Genomic DNA, 19,331 nt, shown 5'->3' on the forward strand with positions numbered 1-19,331 from the left:
AACCTGCCGAGATCGACCGTCGAGTAGCTCTTCGGAAATCCACGAGCGGTAGCAAAAACTCGAAGACGCCGCTCGCAGGGCTGTAGACGCGACGGACGACGACTCGACTACTCCCGGATCAACTCGACGTTTCGCATCTCGCCCCCGCATCGCCGACAGGTGCTCACGAGCGCGTCCGAGACCGTCTCTCGACGACCACACGCGACGCACTCGTACTCGAGCGGCTCAGCGAGTGCCATGAGCGTGCGTAGGTACTGATACATGTTAACTCTTTTCGTGGTGAACAGAACCGCCGGCGTCTCGTCGACGACGGTCACCACGAGTGCGACGGACAGTTTCGTTCGTGGACCGCTTCGTTTGCGCCCCCTCGTGGATCGGTGTCCGCGAGGCGGAGACGATCGACTCGCTCGAGGGCAGCCCGAACTGTGGCGGTCCACGAGAAATATCGCGGTTGCCCGTGGGTAGACTCGGTTCCCAGGGAGTCGTCGCGGTCGCCGATCAGTCGCTGCTTCGACCGGGTTCGTAGCCCGTCGCTCACTCGAGGGCGGTCATCAATCGAAGTCCGGCAGATCCTCCGGCGGTTCGTACTGCGCCTCCCAGTCGATGTACTCCGCTTTGAGGAGCACTGAAACGATCTGGCCGAACTCGGTCAGTTCGGCGTTGATCGAGGAGACGGTTCCCCACGTGTCGAGTTCGGGATGGTACTCTCGAGTCTGCCAGTCCTCCGGAATGCCGGGGGCGTGGTAGCCGACCCTGTCGGCGAAATCGTCCCAGAAGAAGTCGAACCCGGCGAAGAGGTCGAGATCGCGAGCGATCTCGTACTCTCGCTCCTCGAGGTCAGTGTCCTCAAGCCACTCCTCGAAGGCTTCCTCCCACGCGCCCTCCTCGAGGAACGCCTGGAGGTCCTCGCGCCTGTAGTCGATCTCGTCGGCACCGTCGGCGCTGATCGTCGCGTCCTCGTACTCGTTCGGATCGACGAACTCCAGTTCCGGCGGATCGGGGGCTTCGACCTCGAGCGTCATGGGCGGACGTAAGGCGGGTTCGCGGATAAGAATTCCCACCTCGCGTCCGCCCGAGCGGCGGCACCCGCAGGCCCCAGCGAGCGGTTCGCTCAGAGCCGATCCCTACAATTATTTCCACCACGGTCCAACAGGCACCTATGGGCAGTGAGAGCGGTGGGAGGAGCTACTCCCTCACGGAGATCTTCGCGATCAAGTTCGTCCTCGCCGATGTGCTGATCATCGCCGCATTAGTGTTAGCCGGGCCGCTGTACGCGGTCGCGATCACCGCGCTGTTCGTGGTGAGTACGTTTCTCATCTGGCACCTCACGCAGCGTACCGAGGGGAGTGGCGACGGCGAAGCGGCCAGCACCGGGGAAACGGTCGATCAGGCGGCTACCGCGCACGATGCCGTCACGAAACTGCAAGAGCGCTACGCGGCCGGCGAACTCTCCGACGCCGAGTTCGAAGCGAAACTCGAGCGGCTGATCGAATCCAACGAGCAAGCCGACGCCGCGGGAATCGACACGGCGGAACTCGAACTCGAGCGCTCGGAGTGACCGAGCCGCCGCGCTCGACTCCACCGCGCCCCGGTCGCGGACCAGCACACCCGATCGCCCTACTGCCGTCGCACCGATCCCAACACTCAATCGTCGGTCGGCCGTAGCCGTAAGCGATGACCGACTACGAGGCGGCGATCCTCGACGTGGACGGCACCATCGTTCGAGGCGAAGCGTTGCTCCCGAACGTGACCGACGGGCTCTCGACGCTCGAGGACGCCGGCATCGCTCGACTCCTGTTCTCGAACAATCCGACGCGCGGCAGCGATCACTACGGCGAGCAACTCGAACCGCACGGGATCGACGTCGATCCCGAGACCGTGCTCACCTCGGCGACGGTTTCGGCGGCGTATCTCGCGACGACCCACCCCGACGAGCGGGTGTACCTCGTCGGGAGCGAGCGACTCGAGGCGATCCTCGAAGACGCGAGCGTCGAGTTGACGGACGATCCCGACAGCGCTGATGTGGTTCTCGGCTCGTTCGACGAGACCTTCTCCTACGGCACGCTCTGGGAGTCACTGCGAGCGCTCGAGGACGGAGTTCCGTTCTACGGGACCGACCCCGACACGACGATTCCGATCGACGACGGGCGGATCCCCGGCTCCGGAGCGATCCTCGCCGCGATGGAGGCCGTCGCCGACCGCGAGCCGGACGCGATCCTCGGCAAACCCTCTGCGGTCGCCGCGGCGGCGGCGATGAACCGCCTCGAGAGCGATCCCGAACGAACGCTCGTCGTCGGCGACCGCCTCAACACCGACATCGCGCTGGGGAAACGGGCCGGCATGACGACCGCGCTCGTGCTCACCGGCATCACGGATCGGGACGATATCGACGGTGCGGAGGTTCAACCTGACTACGTCCTCGAGTCGCTCGCTGATATCGAGACGATCCTGTAGGCCGAGACCCACCCGAATCGTATCCAGCCAGTTCCGGTGCGGACTATCCCGCGACTATTCTGCAGGCGCTTCGCGCTGTAAACTGTACATGCAAGAGACATACTTATCAGCGACCGTCACTGTGTTCTTACTATGAAAGCACGAATCAAACGCGTCATGTGTCGGTCACGGTACGCCGCGATGGGTGCAGCGCTCGGAGCCGCAGTCGGTGCCGTCTTCGGTCGGAATGCCGCGAGCACCGGCGGTGCAGTCGGCGCGCTGATCGGTGCGACGGCTGCGGACACACGTGACACCGCGAGTTCCTTCTTCGAGGAGGCCACGGAGACCGAGTTCAACCCGCTGTCAAATAGCGACGACGAACCGAACTGAACGGCAGTTTCGGACCAGCAGCGCTCTTCGCCGAACTCGTTTCTCGGATCGGTTCCGTCGACAAGCGGCGGCGCTCCACCGCAAGAGAGTTACGGGATTGGTGATTTTATTGACGTATGACCGAGTTCGTCACCCCGCCCGCGCTCGAGCCCGGTGACCGGGTCGCCGTCGTCGCTCCGTCATCGAACCCCGCGCCGGAGTTCCCACACGTGTACGACCTCGGACTGGAACGCCTCCGGTCGGTGTTCGATCTCGAACCGGTCGAGTACCCGACCGCGCAGAAGGGGAGCGAGTACCTCGCCGACCACCCCGAGGAACGCGCACGGGACGTGATGAACGCGTTCGCCGACCCCGATATCCGCGGCGTCATCAGCGTTATCGGCGGCAACGATCAGATTCGGATCCTCGAGCACCTCGATCCCGACGTGCTTCGGGAGAACCCGACCCGGTTCTACGGCTACAGCGACAACACGCAACTCGCGCTCTTCCTGTGGAACCTCGGGATCGTCTCCTACTACGGGCCGACCGTGATGGTCGAACTCGGGATGGACGGGTCGCTCTTCGACCACACGATCGACGACACCAGTCGCGCGTTCTTCGAGGAGTCGTTCGGCCGCCTCGAGCCGGCCGCCGAGTTCACCGACGAGCCCGGCGAGTGGGCCGATCCCACGTCGCTCGAGAAGCCACGCGAGACCGAACCGAACCCGGGCTGGACGTGGGCCGGCGGTGACGACGTCGTCGAGGGACGCGTCTGGGGCGGCTGTCTCGAGAGCCTCGACCAGCGTCTGCTTACGGATCGATTCCTGCCCGACGAAGACGACCTCGAGGGGGCGATCCTCGCGATCGAGACGTCGGAAGAGCTGCCGGCCCCCACCTGGGTCGCGGGTGTACTTCGAGCGCTGGGGGAACGGCGACTCCTCGAGCGCTTCGACGGCGTCCTGGTCGGCCGGCCGGCGGCGCGGTCGCACCTGGAAGACACCCCACCGGAGCAGCGCGAACGGTATCGAGAACGACAGCGCGAGGCGATATCGAGCGTCTTCAACGGATACAATCCAGAGGCACCGATCGTCTTCGACGTCGACTTCGGACACACGTGGCCGACGACGCCGATTCCGATCGGAAGCCGCGTCACAATCGACCCCGGAAGCGAGACGATCCGATTCGAGTGATAGTCCCTTCGCTGGTCAGCAGTTTCCGTTCTCTCCCTCGAGCGCACGCGCTCGAAGCTGCTCGCCCTCCTTGCTGCTGACGGTCAACTCGGGAACCGTCGTCGGGCTGTTGTCCTCGTCGATCGCGACGTAGACGAAGTACGATTCGGTTGTCTTCTCGCGCTCTCGCGTCCGCAGGTCCTCGCGTTCGGTGACCAATCGAACCCGGACGCTCGAGGTGCCCGAATCGTACACGTAGGCCGTAATGTAGGCCGTGTCGCCGACCGGAATCGGTCGTTCGAAGTTCATCTGGTCGACGCGGGCGGTGACGCAGGTTTGCCCGGAAAACCGCATCGCGGACATCGCACCGACCTCGTCCATCCACTTCATGACGTTTCCGCCGTGGGCGCTCTCGAGCATGTTTGCGTGGTTCGGCTGGACCATCTCGCGGTTCTCGATCAGCGTTTCCATGAGATCAGTCATCGGTCGTGCTATACCGTCGGCGGTAAGTCAGTGTAGTGGATTCGTCGGACGATTTCGGCGCTCTCCGGAACCGGAGGCGGCCGAGAGTAACCGACGGCGTGACGATCGGAAGGACACTTCTCGTCGGCTCGCTCGAGTCGGAGCGACGCGACTGCGAGCGACATGTATATATACAGCGGGAACGCGGCCGTATTGTTATTTCTTCGGGCTTCGATACTGGTAAAAGTCCCGACCGAGTTGATTCGCTAATGAGCGATGCAGGCGACGCCGATGTGCCGGAGCCCCCGAAGCCGCCAACGGACGGAGCGGGGTCCGTTCACGTGCTCGGGACTGCACACGTCTCGCACGCGAGCGTCGACGACGTGCACGAAACGATCGATCGCGAGGACCCTGACATCGTCGCCGTCGAACTCGACGAGGGCCGATACAACCAGATGCAGGGCGGGACGCCCGAGGATATCGAGGCGGAAGACCTCCTCTCGGGGAACACCGTTTTTCAGTTTCTGGCCTACTGGATGCTCTCTTACGTCCAGTCGAGACTCGGCGACCGCTTCGATATCGAACCCGGAGCGGACATGCGCGCCGCCATCGAGGCCGCCGAACGGAACGGAAGCGGCGTCGCGCTCGTCGACCGAGACATTCAAGTGACGATTCAGCGGTTCTGGCAGCGATTATCCTTTACCGAGAAGTTGAAAATGGTCGGCGGACTCGCCCTCGGCGTTACCGACCCCCGGACCATCGGTCTCGCGTTCGGTGCCGTTGCCGGGATCTTCGCCGGGCTGCTGTTCGCCGCGTTTCTCGCGCCGCTGTTGGGACTCGGAGACCTGCTCTCGCTCGGTATCAGCGACCCGACGACGTTCCAGTACGTCGGTGCGGGCATGGGCGGTGCCATCGGCGGTGCGCTCATCGGCCTGCTCTTGCTCCCCTCGCTCGAGTCGGCCGGAGAATCGGCCGACGGGCTGCTCAGTGGCTTTTCGCTGCGGATACTCGCAGGGCTCGTGCTCGGGGTCGCCGCCTGTCTCGCCCTCGTCGCGACCGAGACGTTCGTCGGACCGCTCTCGGCCGACACCTTCGAGAGCGCCGGCGTCTACGCGATCCGCGGGACGGTCGGGATCCTCGCCGGCCTCGGCATCGGCGTCGCTCTCGGTGCCGTATTCGGGCTCCTCCTCGAGACCGCCAACGGCGACGTCGAGGATATCGACGAGATCGATATCGAGCAGATGACCGACGGTGACGTCGTCGCCGCGATGATGGAGGAGTTCCGCCGATTCAGCCCGCGCGGTGCGAACGCCCTGATCGACGAGCGCGACTCGTACATCGCACACAACCTCCACGAACTCCGCGAACAGGGCTACGACGTCGTCGCCGTCGTCGGTGCCGGACACAAGGCCGGGATCGAGCGTCACCTGGCGAACCCGGCGGGAATTCCCTCCCTCGAGTCCCTGTCGGGAGCCGCCTCCACGCGTCGGTTCTCCCCCGTGAAGATCATCGGCTACCTGATCATGATCGGCTTCGTCGGCTTTTTCTTCCTGTTGGTTATGGCCGGCGTACAAGACACCTTCTTGCTCCAGTTGTTCGCCGCGTGGTTCCTGTTCAACGGCTTTTTCGCGTTCACGCTCGCCCGCCTCGCCGGCGCACGCTGGACCAGCGCCGGCGTCGGCGGCGCGGTCGCGTGGCTGACGAGCATCAACCCGCTGTTGGCCCCCGGCTGGTTCGCCGGCTACGTCGAACTCAAACACCGGGCCGTCAACGTCCGGGACATTCAGACGCTCAACGAGATCGTCGGCGACACCGAGCGGCCGATGGGTGAGGCTCTCGCCGAGATGTTCGACGTCCCGCTGTTCCGGCTCATCATGATCGTGGCGTTGACCAACATCGGAAGCCTGATCGCCACCCTGTTGTTCCCGATCGTGGTACTGCCGTGGCTGGCACCCGAGATCGGCGGCGTCGACGCGCTGTTCGGCGAACTCCTCACCGGGGCCGAAAACACGCTCGAGCTGATTCGAGGGTACTTCGCATGAGCGTTCGAACACGCCAGCGGTCGGAAACGGAGTTGAGCTTCAGCGACAAGGAACTGTTCGATCTCGCGCTGGCGTGGATCACGCTCTCGGTCGCGTTCGCCTTACTGCTGGCACCGATTCACCTCGGACGGACGGATCCGATCACGTTCGTGCTGGCGGTCGGGTTGAGTTTCGTCACCGTCGGCGTCGCGTTCCTGTTGCACGAACTCGCCCACAAGGTCGTCGCGATCGAGTACGGCCAGATCGCCGAGTTCCGCGCGGACTACCAGATGCTGTTCCTCGCGATCATGAGCGCGCTCGTCGGCTTCCTCTTCGCTGCACCGGGAGCCGTCTACCATCGGGGTCGGATCACGAAACAGGAAAACGGCCACATCGCGCTCGCCGGACCGGTTACGAACCTCCTGCTCGCGGTGCTCTTTTTCCCGCTCATGGTGTTCCCCGGCATCCTCGGGACGATCGGCCATCTCGGCGTCCTGATCAATCTGTTCCTCGCCGCGTTCAACATGATTCCGTTCGGCCCCCTCGACGGAAAGTCGGTCCTCCAGTGGAGCAAACCCGTCTTCGCGGTCGTATTCGGCGCGAGTGTACTCCTGGCTATCGGATTCTACTCGCTGTTCGGCATCGGTCTGTCCTAGTACCTCGATTTCACCGCCGCTATTTCTCGCCCGAGAGCTGTCGGTAGGGAAATGAGGACTGCCGATTTTTATCTCAGAACGAACACTAGATGGCTGCAATGTGATCTCTCACTTTGTCCCCCGAGTGAGCGAAGTCTAGGCCGGACGCAATCGCTCCGGGACCGGTGACCTTTTGCTCGCTCCGGGAGGTCGTTGGGATATGACCGATTCAGCGGGCGACGGGACCGAAGAGCGACTCACGTACGCCGATACCGGGGTCGACATCGAGGCCAGCGAGGACGCCACGGCGGCGCTGCTCGAGGCCTTCGGCAGCGACCTGACGACCGAGTACGCCGGCTTACTCGACATCGGCGACCGCTACCTCGCGCTGGCGACCGACGGCGTCGGCACGAAACTCCTCGTCGCGGAAGCGATCGCGGACTTCTCGACGATCGGCATCGACTGCATCGCGATGAACGTCAACGACCTCGTCGCCGCGGGCGTCGAACCCGTCGCGTTCGTCGACTACCTCGCCGTCGACGAGCCGAGCGACGACCTCACCAACGAGATCGGCGAAGGGCTCGCGGTCGGCCTCGAGAAGTCCGGCATGACCCTCCTCGGCGGCGAGACCGCGGTCATGCCCGAGGTCGTCAACGGGTTCGATCTCGCCGGTACCTGCGCCGGCCTGGCCGGGAAAGACGAGGTGCTCGAGGGCGAGGCTCGGGTCGGCGACGTGCTCGTCGGTTTCGCTTCGAACGGCGTCCATTCGAACGGACTGACGCTCGCCCGCGAGGCGGTGACGCGCGAGCACGACTACACCGACGAGTTCCCGCCGAACCCGGAGCGAACGATCGGCGAGGAACTGCTCCGACCGACCGAGATCTACACCGACCTGCTCGAGTCGATGCGCGAGCACGGCGTTCGCGCCGCGGCCCACGTTACGGGCGGCGGCTGGACGAACCTGCTCCGGATGGGCGAGCGCGAGTACGTGATCGAGGATCCGTTCCCGGCCCAGCCGGTCTTCGAGTTCATCCAGCGAGAAGGGAACGTGACCGACGAGGAGATGCACCGCACGTTCAACATGGGCACCGGCTTCGTCGTCGCCGTCCCCGAAGCGACGGCCGACGCGGTAGTCGCCGAGACCGACGGGCGGGTGATCGGTCGCGTGGAAGACGGCGAGAGCGTGGAGATTCGCGGCCTCTCGCTCGAGTAAATTGCCGGTGACGATTCGCCACGGCCGTCCGGAAGCGACCGCCGCTTTTTGTAGTGAGCTGGTAAAACACGGTCAGTGAATAGTGTCCATACTGTTAACAACATCGTTGTTGAACTCCGGCCTATGAATCGAAGGCGCTTCGTGACCGTCGCAGCGACGACCGCAACGGCCTCGCTCGCAGGCTGTGCGTTCGGAGGCTTCGGAGACAGCGAGGAACTAACCGCGGAACTCGAGGACGAGGACAAGGAATCCTTCGAGGCCGATGAGGGCGACGAACTCGAGGTGACCGTGACCGTCGAAGACGGAGACGAAGTCGAGGTCGGGATCACCTACGACCTCGAAACGACCGCCGAAAACGAGGAGGACGAGGAGAACGGGGCGAGGGCGTACTCCGGACCCGTCCTCGACGAAACCGTCGAGGGCGAGGAGACGTTCGACATCGAAATCCCGACCGACGGCTACTATCAGGTGACGGTGACCGGTGGCTCGGCACGAGTCACCGTCGAGTGACGGAACGCGAACCGGTCGGCCGTCGTCGCTGTAGGCGACGAACCGGACGCCCTCGAGAGCGTCGGCGGATCGTGCGGCGGTGTCGTCCGAACGCTATCTCGAGCGGCTCTACGTCGAACGCAGTAGCCGCGGATACAGCCTCGAGCAGGCTGCACGGACGCTACCGACGATCCCTGTTGGGGAGTCGCTATGATGATAGTGGCCATACTGCCTGGGATCCGGCAGTAGAAACCATACAGACGAGTGATACGTTCCGGGCGTAGAAACTTAGGCCGACCAAAACCTTTTTAGATTTAGGCCTACCTAACTTCACCTGATGGACGTACCCGCCCAACGGGAGGATCCCGATTCCGACGAGACATTCGAGGAGCCGGCGGCGGTCGTGACCAGTCACGAGACCCGCCCCGGCAAGATCGTCTTTACCGAACACGACAACACCGACGGCTGGATCGCGACCGATTTCGCCATCGATCTCGAGCGCTGAGCACGCGGCCCATCGGCGATCGGAACTGGCGGGTCTCGCGACGACGCGTTCGTCTACGTCGGCTGCGTTTTGCGGTTGCGCTTCGCTATTTTCGTTTCGGGCGATAGCCGCGGTGAGCGTCCCCGACGCACAGCTACTCCGTTCTTTTCGACGAGTTCGCAGGGCGATACCGGGACACCGCGTCACCGCAAAAAATCGACCGCCTCATTCGATACCGACTTACTTCGTCGCTTCCTCGAGCACCAGCGTATCGTCCTCGAGGTAGTGTTCGAAGTGGTGGCCGTCTTCCTCGAGCGTGACGAGGATCTCGCGCAGGATTTCTGAGGTGGCGGGATCGCCCAGGTTCTCCGCGAGTTCGATGCTGTCGCGCATCGACTCGATGATGTCGCCGTACATCTCGAGGTCGTTCTGGAACATCGTTCGGGCGTCGTAGACGTCCTCACCCTCGAACTCGACGGTCGCGCGGTTCTCTAGGTTCGTCGGGCCGGAGACGGGAACCCCGCCAAGCGCCTGCGCACGCTCGGCGACGTGGTCTGCGCCTTCCTCGACGTGTTCGTAGGCTTCCTCGAGGAACTCGTGGAGCGGCAGGAACTCCGCGCCCTCGACGACCCAGTGGTGCTTTTTGAGCTGATGGTACAGCACGTACGCGTTCGCCAGCTCCGTGTTCAGCGCGTCGACGATCTGTCCGGCCTTCTCTTGCTCGAGTCGAAGTTCGTTCCCCTCGACCTCATCGGCCTGTTGGCGGACGGTCTTTTGAGTGCTCATCGTACATCACAGATACACGCGCGTCCCACTTAAAGTCTTCCCATGAGTTAACTTTCTTTAGGCGAACCGAAACTATTGTTCGTATATCTGGCTATTATATTTGTGGGGTGCCATGTACTACCGATTGACAAATGGTGACATCCACCAAACTGTTGTTTTTTCGAGAGTGAGTAAACATTTTTAGTGTAGGCGACGAAAGAGTACGTATGGCAACCAGAGTCGCACAGCGGAGAGAGCGGATCTACGCCGACGGGGAATGGCTCGAGACGGAGGACGTCATTTCGGTCTCGGATCTCGCTGACGGCGGCACCTTCGCGCAGGTCGCCGCGGCGGATCCGGCCGTAGCGCACACCGCGCTCGAGGCGGCCCACGAAATCAAACCCGACCTGCGGGAGACGACGGTCGTCGAACGAGCGAAGTGGTGCGAGACGATCGCTGACGGGCTTCGCGAGCGCGAGGAAGAACTCACGGAGGTCATCGTCCGCGAAGCCGGCAAACCGATCTCGTCGGCCCGCGGCGAGGTCGGCCAGGCCGCGGAGCGCTTCGATCGCGCGGCCGAGGAGGCCCGCAACATCGTCAGCAAGGGCGAGTACCGCGAGGGCTCGACGGAAGGCCACGAGGGCTGGCAGGCGATCGTCAAACACGAACCGATCGGTGCGGTGCTCTGTATCACGCCGTACAATTACCCGCTGGCCACGACGGCATTACAGGTTGCCCCTGCACTCGCCGCGGGGAACAGCGTACTGCTCAAGCCCGCGAGCAAGACGCCAATCTCGGCGGCGATCCTGGCGGACGTCATCGCCGACGTCGACGGCATTCCGGACGGCGCGTTCAACTTCGTCCCTGGCGAAGCGAGCGAGATCGGCGACGTCCTGTCGGGCGACGACCGCGTCAACGCCATCGCGATGACCGGCTCCTCGGGTGCGGGCAAGCACGTCGCCCGCGAGAGCGGCATGGTCAACCTGCACATGGAACTTGGCGGCAACGCGCCGGCGATCGTCTTCGATGACGCCGACCTCACCGACGTCGCGGGCAACTGCGCCAAGGGCTCGTTCAAGTACGCCGGCCAGCGCTGTTCGGCCGTCTCGCGCGTCCTCGCCCACGAATCGGTCCACGACGACCTCGTGGATCTGATCGACGGCCAGATGGACGCCTGGCAAGCCGGCGACCTCTTCGACGAGAACACCGCCTTCGGGCCGCTCATCAGCGAAGATCAGGCCGACTGGGTCGAGGAACTCGTCGAGGACGCCGTGGAGAAGGGGGCCGACCTCGTGCGCGGTGGCGAGCGCCGCGCACCCGAGGGCGTTCCCGAGGAACTCGGAAACCAGTTCTTCGAACCGACGCTGCTCGCGAACGTCCCCCGCGACGCCCGCATCGTCGACGAAGAGCAGTTCGGACCCGTCGCCGTCGTCACCACCTTCGCGGACGAAGATGAGGCCATCGATATCGCCAACAGCTCCGATCTCGCGCTGGACGCCGCCGTCTTCACGAGCGATCACAACCGTGCGATGAACGTGGCGAACCGCGTCGACGCCGGCGCGGTTCGAATCAACGGCGCGCCGAGCCACGGTCTCGGCGACATTCCGTTCGGCGGCAACAAGGATTCGGGAATCGGTCGCGAGGGCCTCGACGCCTCCATCCACGCGATGATGCGCGAGAAGAGCATCATTCTATAGGCCCACGATCCGCCGCCCCGTCAGAACTCGACCGGTTCGGACAGGAGTACTGACTCCGCATCGCCGCCGACAACGACCACTGAAACCGTCTCTGATTCGTCGACTTCGTACTCGAGCGTCGCTTCCTCGCCTTGCTGAGTCAACGTCGCCCGCGTCCCGCTACTGTCGCGGACCTCGACGTGGCCGGCCCCGATCGACGTCAGTTCGACGGTGACCGACTGCGTTGCCGTCTCGACGTCGACCGAGACGTTCGCGTGGACCGGTTTGCTGGTCCCGGCCTGGCGTTTCGAGACGGAGTCGGTGTATCGGAAGTCGCTCGTCGAAAGGGTTCCAGTCGCGGCGACGGTGTCGCTCTCGATGTCGAGCGAGAATTCGTCGAGCCTATCGAACGGTTGGGTGTCAGCAAGCTGTGACTTCAATTGGTCATCGCCCACGCCGGATGTGTCTATGCCAAGCATGACGCGTGTGTAGGTCGCCGTCTCGGCGGCGACCAACCACGATTGCCCCACGGCGGTTTCGTCCGCGGATTCGGGAGCGATTCCGAACGCGAGCGTCCCGTCACCGACGTGCTCGAGCACCGTTCCGAACGACCCGTTACCGTCCACCCGTCGATCCGTCCCGTCGAGTCCCGCTGCCAGTACGTCGTCGATGTCGCCGATGTCGGGATCGACAACGACTAGCGTATCGCTCGAGGCGGCAATCGAGGCTCTCGCACCCTCGAAGTGTTCGAACTCACCGACCGTCTCGACAGGGTCGCCGAGGTCGAGTCCGGCGAGGTCGAACTCGCCGCCCATCACGTAGTGGCCGCCGTCGCCCGACGGACCGAACTCGAGGACGTACTCGAATGTCGGCTCCGTTTCCATGCGGCCGACGACGCGGCCGCCCGCACCGTGTGGCGCGAACGAGATTTCGTCGACCGTCTCGGCGGGGAGTTCGGCTTCGTGAGTCCGAACTGTCTCGAGATCAGTGTACAGAAAGAACAGCCGCAATCCCGCCGTGGTCGAGATCCATCGTGCGAGCGGCGCGAGGGACTCTCCGCCGCCGTTTCGGTTCCCCGAATCATCGGGTTCGCTCTCGTCCGACGCGGAGTCCCCGTTCAAACAGCCGACCCCGCCGACGATGAGCCCGGTCGTACCCGTTACGAGCAGTTTCCGTCGAGAGAGTTTTGTCATGATCGCTGATATTTTGAAAAAGATACTATTTGACTGTTCTGATGGTCTGTTAGCGACGACGAATCGTGAACGAATACCGAACGGACTACCCTCGTGGACGTGGAAAACGGAGATATGTCCCGAAACGTCCTCGTCGCCGGCGAGACGCTGATCGATTTCTTGCCCGACCGAGCGGGCGCGCTCGAGGACGTGCCGGGCTTTTCCCGCCGACCCGGCGGCGCGCCGGCGAACGTCGCCGTCGCGCTCGCACGCCTCGAGCGCACGCCGCTGTTCTGGACCCGCGTCGGTGCTGATCCGTTCGGCCGGTTCCTCGAGACCACGCTCGATGACGCGTGGCTCCCGGACCGTTTCATCGAGCGCGACGCCGAAGCGAAGACGACGCTCGCGTTCGTCACCCACGACGAATCCGGCGACCGCGAGTTCACGTTCTATCGCGACGACACCGCGGACACGCGACTCGAGCCCGGTCGAATCGACGACGCGACGCTCGAGGCCCTCGAGTGGGTTCACGTCGGCGGCGTCACCCTCGCGGACGGATCGTCCCGCGACGCGACGCTCGATCTCCTCGAGCGCGCTGCCGACGCGGGCTGTACGACCTCGTTCGACCCGAATTACAGACCGGAACTCTGGGCCGACGAGGCAATGTTTGCGCGCGTCGGTCGCGAGGCGCTCGGACACGTCGACGTCTGTAAGGCGACCGTCGAGGAACTCGAGGCGATCGGATTCGGAGGCGCGACGGCGGAGTCGACGTCGAAACCGGAATCGATCGCTCGAGCCGTTCTCGAACGCGGAAACGGTCCGCACACCGTTTTCGTCACCCGTGGAAGCGACGGTGCCATCGCGGTCGCCGCCGCGGACGCGCCGTGGTCCGCAAAACCGGCCGTAGCCTCGGTTTCCCACGCGGGGTTCGACGTCGACGTCGTCGATACGACGGGCGCGGGTGACGCGTTCGTCGCCGGTTCGATCGCCGCGTTGCGCGACGGCTCCTCGCTCGAGGACGTCCTCGAGTTCGCGAACGCGGTCGCCGCGACGGCGACCACCGAGAACGGAGCGATGGCGGCGCTGCCGGCCCGGGGATCGGTGAAATCGGTGCTCGAAGACGGGCCGGTATCGTAGCGACGACCGGTGACGGAAACCCACACGGGGGTTGCAAGCCGACCAGCTAACAGCGTTCAGCCCCCTTGGTTTGCGTATGTCTACCGATCTCCGGGACGGCCTCTCGTTCGGAAAGGCGGTCGTCAACGGAATCCAGGCGAAGAACGTCCCGTTCATGGCCGCGAGCATCGCGTACCAGGCGTTCATCTCGTTGATCCCGCTGCTCGTCCTCGTGTTCTTCCTCGTCACCATCGCTGGCGACGAACAGTTCGCGACCCAGGTCACCACGACGACCGAGGGCTTTCTCCCCGAGAGCGGCCAGCTGTTGGTCGAAGAGTCCCTCGAGGATTCGCCCGCCACGGCGGGATCGTCGGTGATCGGGCTTGTCGTCCTCCTGTGGGGGTCGCTGAAGATCTTCAGAGGACTCGACACGGCGTTCTCGGAGATCTACGACTCGGCGGAAGAGAACTCGTTCGTCGAGCAACTGCGCGACGCGCTCCTCGTCTTCGCCGCGATCGGCGGGTCGCTGATCGCGGCGGCCGGCATCGGTATCGTGTTCGCCTTCCTGCCGTCGATTCCCGGATTCGGGGTGTTGCAGTCGCTCCTGCTCGTGGTCATCCTCGGTCTCGCGTTCTATCCGATGTACTACTACTTTCCCGACGTCGACGTTTCCCGTCGTGAGGTCATCCCCGGCGTCGTCGTCGCGGCCGTCGGCTGGACGGCGCTGCAGTCGCTCTTTCGGGTGTACGTCTCGCTCGCCGCCGACTCCGGGGGAGGGGCGGTCGGTGCGATCCTCCTCCTGTTGACGTGGCTGTACTTCGGCGGACTGATCCTCCTCTCCGGAGCCGTCGTCAACGCGATCGGTACCGGCTATCTCGAGCCCGAAGCCGACGAGGGTGAGACCGACGAGGACGCCCTCACCGAGGAGTCGATCGCCGAAACGGATCGCGCCCCCTTCGTGGACGACGACCAGCGCGAACGCGAGCGCCTCGCCGACCGCGCCACCGCCCTCGAGCGGGAGCGAAACCAGCTTCGAACCGACCTGGCGGCCCAGCGCAAACGCCGATACCGGCTGGAAGACCGGGTGAACAGTCTCGAGGCGACCACCCGAAATCTCGAGGCCGAGAACGAACGGTTGCAACGCGAACTCGAGGACCGGCAGCGAACGGAGCCGAGGTGGCGACGGACGGTTCGGACGGCACTGGATCACGTGCAGTCGCTGAACGTCGGGACGGTCAAACGTCGACAGCAGTAGTGACGGTACAGCGGGCCGTGATCGATCGCGATAGCGCTACCGTAGGCGAAGTCGAGACACCTTAGTAACTCCCGCTCGCACTCTCGGCCGTGTCGTACCCCGTTCGAGACGCTCGACGTCGGATTCTGGACGAGCACCCCACGATCATCGAGGGAGTCGACCACTGTGCGGACCGGGTGGCCGAACCCTGGGATACCGCCCGGACGACCGATCGGAACGCGGTCGCCGACGGACTCCGATCGCTTCTCGAGGCGAACGGACTGCTCGAGCAACTCCCGGTGGTGCTCGCCGACGCCGTCGAGGCAACGGGGGCTACGTTGCGGGCACAGCCGGTTCCAGCGCCGCCGTACGTCGTCGTCACGAATCGTGGCCCGATCTTGCGGGCGACGATCGAGTCGGGGCGGCTGGTAGTGCGGTTCGACGTGTTCGACGTCGTTCACGACGCCGATCCGGGGAACCACCCGGCCTACTGTCGCCGGGATGGCGTTCGACTCGAGGTCTCGCTCGAGTGACCGTCCCGCCGGCCGTCAGCACGACGAGTTCTCGAGCGGCCGACGAATCTTCCGAACAGGTGCGCCAAGCGCCAGCGGTATACTTTTGCGCGCGCAATCGAAACGGAAGTCCGATGCATCCACGTGCAACGGTGTTCGCCGAACGCGCTCGCGAGGAGTACGGCTTCGATCCCGCCGTCGAGGAGTTTTCCGAAGGAACGAAGACGGCGGCGGACGCGGCGGACGCGGTCGGCTGCGACGTCGGTCAGATCGCCAGTTCGCTCGTCTTCGATATCGACGGCTCGCTCGTGGTGTCGGTTACGAGCGGTGCAAACCGGGTGAGCGAGTCGGCGCTGGGTGCGGAGTTCGGGACCGAACCGGCGGACGTCTCGATGGCCGACCCCGATCGGATCGCCGACGAGATCGGCTGGTCGATCGGCGGCGTCCCGCCGTTTTGCCACGACCGGACCGTCCCGGTCGTCGTCGACGAGACGCTCCTCGAGTACGAGACCGTCTGGGCGGCGGCAGGGACGCCGGAGGCGGTGTTTCCCATCGATCCGGCGGAGCTCCGCACGTACGCCGACGGGGAACCCGCGTCCGTCGCCGAGTAACGGTCGTATAGCGACCCCCGACCGCATGTCGTTTCTTGGTACCGCCTCGTGTTACTAACAGAGGACCCAATAGCTAACTCGAGTTAATAACAATGGTGTTCTGGATAATAATGCTTTTATTCGCGGGGGCGCATTTCCGGGTATGAATTCGACACGACGGTCGCTGCTGCAGGGGGGCGCAGGAATTCTTGCGACGAGTGTTTTCGCTGGCTGCCTCGACGATGTCGGACGCAACGGCGAGTTCGACTCGGGGTACGCGGCCTTCTTTACGCTCTGGGACTGGTCCCAGCAGGTCAGCGGCGACGCGATCGACTTCGAGAATCCGGTCGGAACCGGTGAGGCGGGTCACGGCTGGCAGCCGAGCGGCGATCTCACCCGCGACATCGCCGACACCGGCGCGTTCGTCTACCTCGACACGCCCGAGTTCTCGTGGGCGCAAGACGTCGCCGCGACGCTCGAGGACGACTACGACACGGTTGCGGTGATCGACGCTCTCGACGGACTCGACGATCAGCTTCTCGACTGGGGTCACGAGGTCGATAACGGTGATCACGAGGACCACGGTGACCACGATCACGAGGATGACGAAAACGACAGCCACGAGGGCGATCACGAGGATCACGACCACGAAAACGATAGCCACGAGGATCACGATCACGATCGATCGTCGAACGACCCCCACGTCTGGCTCGATCCGGTGCTCGCCCAGGACGTCATCGACAATATCGTCGACGGACTCGCCGACGCCGATCCGGACAACGCCGAAACGTTCGAGGACAACGCCGCCGAGTACGCGACCCACCTCGAGGAACTCGACGGTCAGTTCGAGGAGCTGATCGCCGAGGCCGACCGCCACGTTGCCGTCCTCGCCGGTCACGACTCCTTTACGTACCTCGAGGAGCGCTACGGATTCGAACTCCACACGCCGATCGGGGTCTCTCCGCAGGAAGAACCGAGCCACGGGGACATCTCGGATACGATCGATCTCATCGACGAGGAGGGAATCGACACGATCCTCTACGACGCGTTCGACGCCCCCGAGGGCGAGGTCCCGCCGCTCGTCGACACGATCCTCGGGGGCAGCGATGCGACCGACGCGGTAGCCGTTTCGCCCGCGGCGGGCACCCTCGAGAGCTGGCAGGAAGAGGGCTGGGGCTACCGCGAGCAAATGGAAGAAATAAACATCCCCGCGTTCAGAGAAGCATTAGGTACACAGTGACCGCCGTTAGCCTCGAACACGTGACGTTTTCCTACGGTGACCAGCCGGCCGTCCGCGACGTCTCACTGGACGTCGAGGAAGGGGACTTTCTCGGACTGATCGGCCCGAACGGTTCGGGAAAGACCACCCTCTTGCACTGCATGCTCGGGCTACTCGAGCCCGACAGCGGGACCGTCGAGCTATTCGACCAGCCGGTCGACAGCTTCGACGACGGCGAGCGAATCGGGTACGTTTCCCAGAAGGCAACGAGCCGCGGCGGGACGATGCCGGTCACCGTCCGCGAGGCCGTGACCATGGGCCGATTCGCCCACGCGGGCTTCGGACGACTCGCGGACGAGGACCGCGAGGCCGTCGACGACGCCCTCGAAACGGTCGGCATTAGCGACCTCGCCGACCGGCGGATCAACCAGCTCTCCGGCGGCCAGCGCCAGCGGGCGTACATCGCGCGGGCGCTCGCCTCCGAGGCAGACCTGCTCGCGCTCGACGAGCCGACCGTCGGCGTCGACGCCGAGTCTCGAGACGCGTTTTACCAGCTCCTCGAGTCGCTCAACGACGCCGGGATCACGATTATCCTCATCGAACACGACATCGGCGTCGTCACGGACCGGGCCGAACGAATCGCCTGCATCAACACCGACCTCTACCACCACGGCGACACGGAATCGTTCGTCGAGAGCGACGCGCTCACCGAAGCCTACGGCGCGACGGGGCAGGTCGTCCACCACCACCACTGATGAACGAGCAGCCTACGCGCCGACGGCTCGAGCACGTCGGCATCAGTCTGATCGGTGTCCTCGCGGTCGTAGCGGTCGGGTTGCTCGCCGTCGACGCGCTGCGGACCTACCCCTACGTCGGCGAACTCTACGATCAGGCGCGGATCGCCGGCTGGTGGCTGGACCACTACCTCGGAACGAACGTCTTCTACCACCCGTTCATGTGGCGATCGATCGCGACGGGCGTCCTGATCGGGATCGTCGCCCCGCTGGTCGGCACCTATCTCGTCCACCGCGAGATGGCGCTGATCGGTGAGACGCTGGCCCACACGGCCTTCGCCGGCGTCGCGATCGGGCTGCTGTTCAGCGCGACGACCAGTTGGGGTATCTCGCTGTTGCTGGCGGCGCTGGTCGTCGGAATCCTCGGCGCGCTGGGCGTCCAGTGGCTGGCCGAGCGAACGGACACCTACGGCGACGTTCCGATCGCGATCATGCTGACCGGTAGCTTCGCCGTCGGGACGCTCATCATCAGCTACGGCCGCGGCATGACCGGGATCAACATCGAAGATTACCTCTTCGGGAGCATCTCCGTCGTCACGCCTGGCGGCGCGCGGCTGATGGCGGCCCTCAGCGTCCTCGTCGTCGCCGTCGTGGTCGCGACGTACAAACAGCTGCTGTTCATCACGTTCGACGAACAGGCCGCTCGCGTCGCCCGACTCAACGTGACCTGGTACAACACCCTGTTGATCGTGATGACGGCCGTCGTCGTCGTCGGCGCGATGCAGATCCTCGGCGTGATCCTCGTCGCCGCGATGCTCGTCGTCCCGGTCGCGGCCGCCACGCAGATCGCACGGAGCTTCCGCGAAACGCTGTTTTGCTCGATCCTGTTCGGTCAACTCGCGATCGTCGGCGGCTTCGCGGTCTCGATCTCACAGGGGCTGCCGACCGGCGGCTCCATCGTCATCGTCGCGATCGCCTCCTACCTGCTCGCGATCGCCGTCTCGAGTCGTTCGACGGCGGCGATTTCGACGCACTGAG

The 19,331-nt window shown here is 64.5% G+C and carries 22 protein-coding genes; 17 read left to right on the forward strand and 5 right to left on the reverse strand.

What is annotated here, in order from left to right; all coding sequences use genetic code 11:
* Positions 1–107 precede the first annotated feature (107 nt).
* Positions 108–239 (reverse strand): rubrerythrin-like domain-containing protein, encoded by a 132-nt coding sequence (locus DWB23_RS10690; RefSeq protein WP_121743081.1) that lies wholly within the window; start codon positions 237–239, stop codon positions 108–110.
* A gap of 312 nt (positions 240–551) precedes the next feature.
* Positions 552–1,022 carry a hypothetical protein gene (locus tag DWB23_RS10700; protein ID WP_121742782.1) on the reverse strand — a complete coding sequence of 157 codons (471 nt, stop codon included), beginning with the start codon at positions 1,020–1,022 and terminating at the stop codon, positions 552–554.
* Between the two features lie 137 nt (positions 1,023–1,159).
* Between DWB23_RS10700 and DWB23_RS10705 the strand changes: the two genes are divergently transcribed.
* The 4 genes from DWB23_RS10705 (at position 1,160) to DWB23_RS10720 (ending at position 3,992) form a co-directional block, all read left to right on the forward strand.
* A complete protein-coding gene (locus DWB23_RS10705; RefSeq protein WP_121742783.1) occupies positions 1,160–1,558 on the forward strand; it encodes an SHOCT domain-containing protein in 399 nt (132 codons plus the stop codon).
* 116 nt (positions 1,559–1,674) lie between these two features.
* Positions 1,675–2,454 carry an HAD-IIA family hydrolase gene (locus DWB23_RS10710; RefSeq protein WP_121742784.1) on the forward strand — a complete coding sequence of 260 codons (780 nt, stop codon included), beginning with the start codon at positions 1,675–1,677 and terminating at the stop codon, positions 2,452–2,454.
* A 132-nt stretch (positions 2,455–2,586) separates the two neighbouring features.
* Positions 2,587–2,823 (forward strand): hypothetical protein, encoded by a 237-nt coding sequence (locus DWB23_RS10715; protein ID WP_162989794.1) that lies wholly within the window; start codon positions 2,587–2,589, stop codon positions 2,821–2,823.
* 116 nt (positions 2,824–2,939) lie between these two features.
* Complete coding sequence (locus DWB23_RS10720; RefSeq protein WP_121742785.1) at positions 2,940–3,992, forward strand: S66 family peptidase; 1,053 nt, start codon at positions 2,940–2,942, stop codon at positions 3,990–3,992.
* A 15-nt stretch (positions 3,993–4,007) separates the two neighbouring features.
* Here the strand turns inward: DWB23_RS10720 and DWB23_RS10725 are convergent, their stop codons facing one another.
* Positions 4,008–4,454: an acyl-CoA thioesterase gene (locus tag DWB23_RS10725; RefSeq protein WP_121742786.1), complete on the reverse strand. Its 447-nt coding sequence runs from the start codon at positions 4,452–4,454 to the stop codon at positions 4,008–4,010.
* Between the two features lie 248 nt (positions 4,455–4,702).
* On the opposite strand from DWB23_RS10725, the gene DWB23_RS10730 reads away from it, so the two are divergent.
* The 5 genes from DWB23_RS10730 to DWB23_RS23005 all read left to right on the forward strand — a co-directional run bounded on the left by DWB23_RS10730 (position 4,703) and on the right by DWB23_RS23005 (position 9,296).
* Positions 4,703–6,475, forward strand: coding sequence for a TraB/GumN family protein (locus DWB23_RS10730; RefSeq protein ID WP_121742787.1), 1,773 nt, complete (start codon positions 4,703–4,705; stop codon positions 6,473–6,475).
* Complete coding sequence (locus DWB23_RS10735) at positions 6,472–7,110, forward strand: zinc metalloprotease (RefSeq protein WP_121742788.1); 639 nt, start codon at positions 6,472–6,474, stop codon at positions 7,108–7,110. The genes DWB23_RS10730 and DWB23_RS10735 overlap by 4 nt, the downstream gene beginning before the upstream one ends.
* 199 nt (positions 7,111–7,309) lie before the next feature.
* A complete protein-coding gene (purM, locus tag DWB23_RS10740) occupies positions 7,310–8,302 on the forward strand; it encodes a phosphoribosylformylglycinamidine cyclo-ligase (protein WP_121742789.1) in 993 nt (330 codons plus the stop codon).
* Between the two features lie 123 nt (positions 8,303–8,425).
* Positions 8,426–8,812 carry a hypothetical protein gene (locus tag DWB23_RS10745; protein ID WP_121742790.1) on the forward strand — a complete coding sequence of 129 codons (387 nt, stop codon included), beginning with the start codon at positions 8,426–8,428 and terminating at the stop codon, positions 8,810–8,812.
* A gap of 316 nt (positions 8,813–9,128) precedes the next feature.
* On the forward strand, positions 9,129–9,296 hold the full coding sequence (locus DWB23_RS23005) for a hypothetical protein (RefSeq protein WP_162989795.1): 168 nt from the start codon (positions 9,129–9,131) through the stop codon (positions 9,294–9,296).
* A 219-nt stretch (positions 9,297–9,515) separates the two neighbouring features.
* On the opposite strand, the gene dpsA is transcribed toward DWB23_RS23005, so the two are convergent.
* Positions 9,516–10,061 carry a DNA starvation/stationary phase protection protein DpsA gene (gene dpsA, locus DWB23_RS10750; RefSeq protein WP_121742791.1) on the reverse strand — a complete coding sequence of 182 codons (546 nt, stop codon included), beginning with the start codon at positions 10,059–10,061 and terminating at the stop codon, positions 9,516–9,518.
* Positions 10,062–10,267: 206 nt separating this feature from the next.
* Here dpsA and DWB23_RS10755 point away from each other — a divergent pair, with 206 nt between their 5' ends.
* Entirely contained in the window at positions 10,268–11,737 is a 1,470-nt protein-coding gene (locus tag DWB23_RS10755) for an aldehyde dehydrogenase family protein (protein ID WP_121742792.1), read from the forward strand.
* Between the two features lie 20 nt (positions 11,738–11,757).
* Here the strand turns inward: DWB23_RS10755 and DWB23_RS10760 are convergent, their stop codons facing one another.
* Complete coding sequence (locus DWB23_RS10760) at positions 11,758–12,909, reverse strand: hypothetical protein (protein ID WP_121742793.1); 1,152 nt, start codon at positions 12,907–12,909, stop codon at positions 11,758–11,760.
* Positions 12,910–13,023: 114 nt separating this feature from the next.
* Here DWB23_RS10760 and DWB23_RS10765 point away from each other — a divergent pair, with 114 nt between their 5' ends.
* From DWB23_RS10765 to DWB23_RS10795, 7 genes are all read left to right on the forward strand, one after another.
* The gene (locus DWB23_RS10765) at positions 13,024–14,025 is read left to right on the forward strand and encodes a carbohydrate kinase family protein (protein WP_121743083.1); all 1,002 of its coding nucleotides are present in this window, start codon (positions 13,024–13,026) and stop codon (positions 14,023–14,025) included.
* A gap of 76 nt (positions 14,026–14,101) precedes the next feature.
* On the forward strand, positions 14,102–15,259 hold the full coding sequence (locus DWB23_RS10770; RefSeq protein WP_121742794.1) for a YihY/virulence factor BrkB family protein: 1,158 nt from the start codon (positions 14,102–14,104) through the stop codon (positions 15,257–15,259).
* Positions 15,260–15,348: 89 nt separating this feature from the next.
* A complete protein-coding gene (locus DWB23_RS10775) occupies positions 15,349–15,771 on the forward strand; it encodes a hypothetical protein (protein WP_121742795.1) in 423 nt (140 codons plus the stop codon).
* Between the two features lie 113 nt (positions 15,772–15,884).
* Positions 15,885–16,361: a YbaK/EbsC family protein gene (locus DWB23_RS10780; RefSeq protein WP_121742796.1), complete on the forward strand. Its 477-nt coding sequence runs from the start codon at positions 15,885–15,887 to the stop codon at positions 16,359–16,361.
* 142 nt (positions 16,362–16,503) lie between these two features.
* The gene (locus DWB23_RS10785; RefSeq protein WP_121742797.1) at positions 16,504–17,580 is read left to right on the forward strand and encodes a metal ABC transporter substrate-binding protein; all 1,077 of its coding nucleotides are present in this window, start codon (positions 16,504–16,506) and stop codon (positions 17,578–17,580) included.
* Positions 17,577–18,314: a metal ABC transporter ATP-binding protein gene (locus DWB23_RS10790; protein WP_121742798.1), complete on the forward strand. Its 738-nt coding sequence runs from the start codon at positions 17,577–17,579 to the stop codon at positions 18,312–18,314. The genes DWB23_RS10785 and DWB23_RS10790 overlap by 4 nt, the downstream gene beginning before the upstream one ends.
* On the forward strand, positions 18,314–19,330 hold the full coding sequence (locus DWB23_RS10795; protein ID WP_121742799.1) for a metal ABC transporter permease: 1,017 nt from the start codon (positions 18,314–18,316) through the stop codon (positions 19,328–19,330). The genes DWB23_RS10790 and DWB23_RS10795 overlap by 1 nt, the downstream gene beginning before the upstream one ends.
* Position 19,331: the final 1 nt, after the last annotated feature.

The organism is Natronorubrum halophilum (genome assembly GCF_003670115.1).
Lineage (GTDB): Archaea > Halobacteriota > Halobacteria > Halobacteriales > Natrialbaceae > Natronorubrum > Natronorubrum halophilum.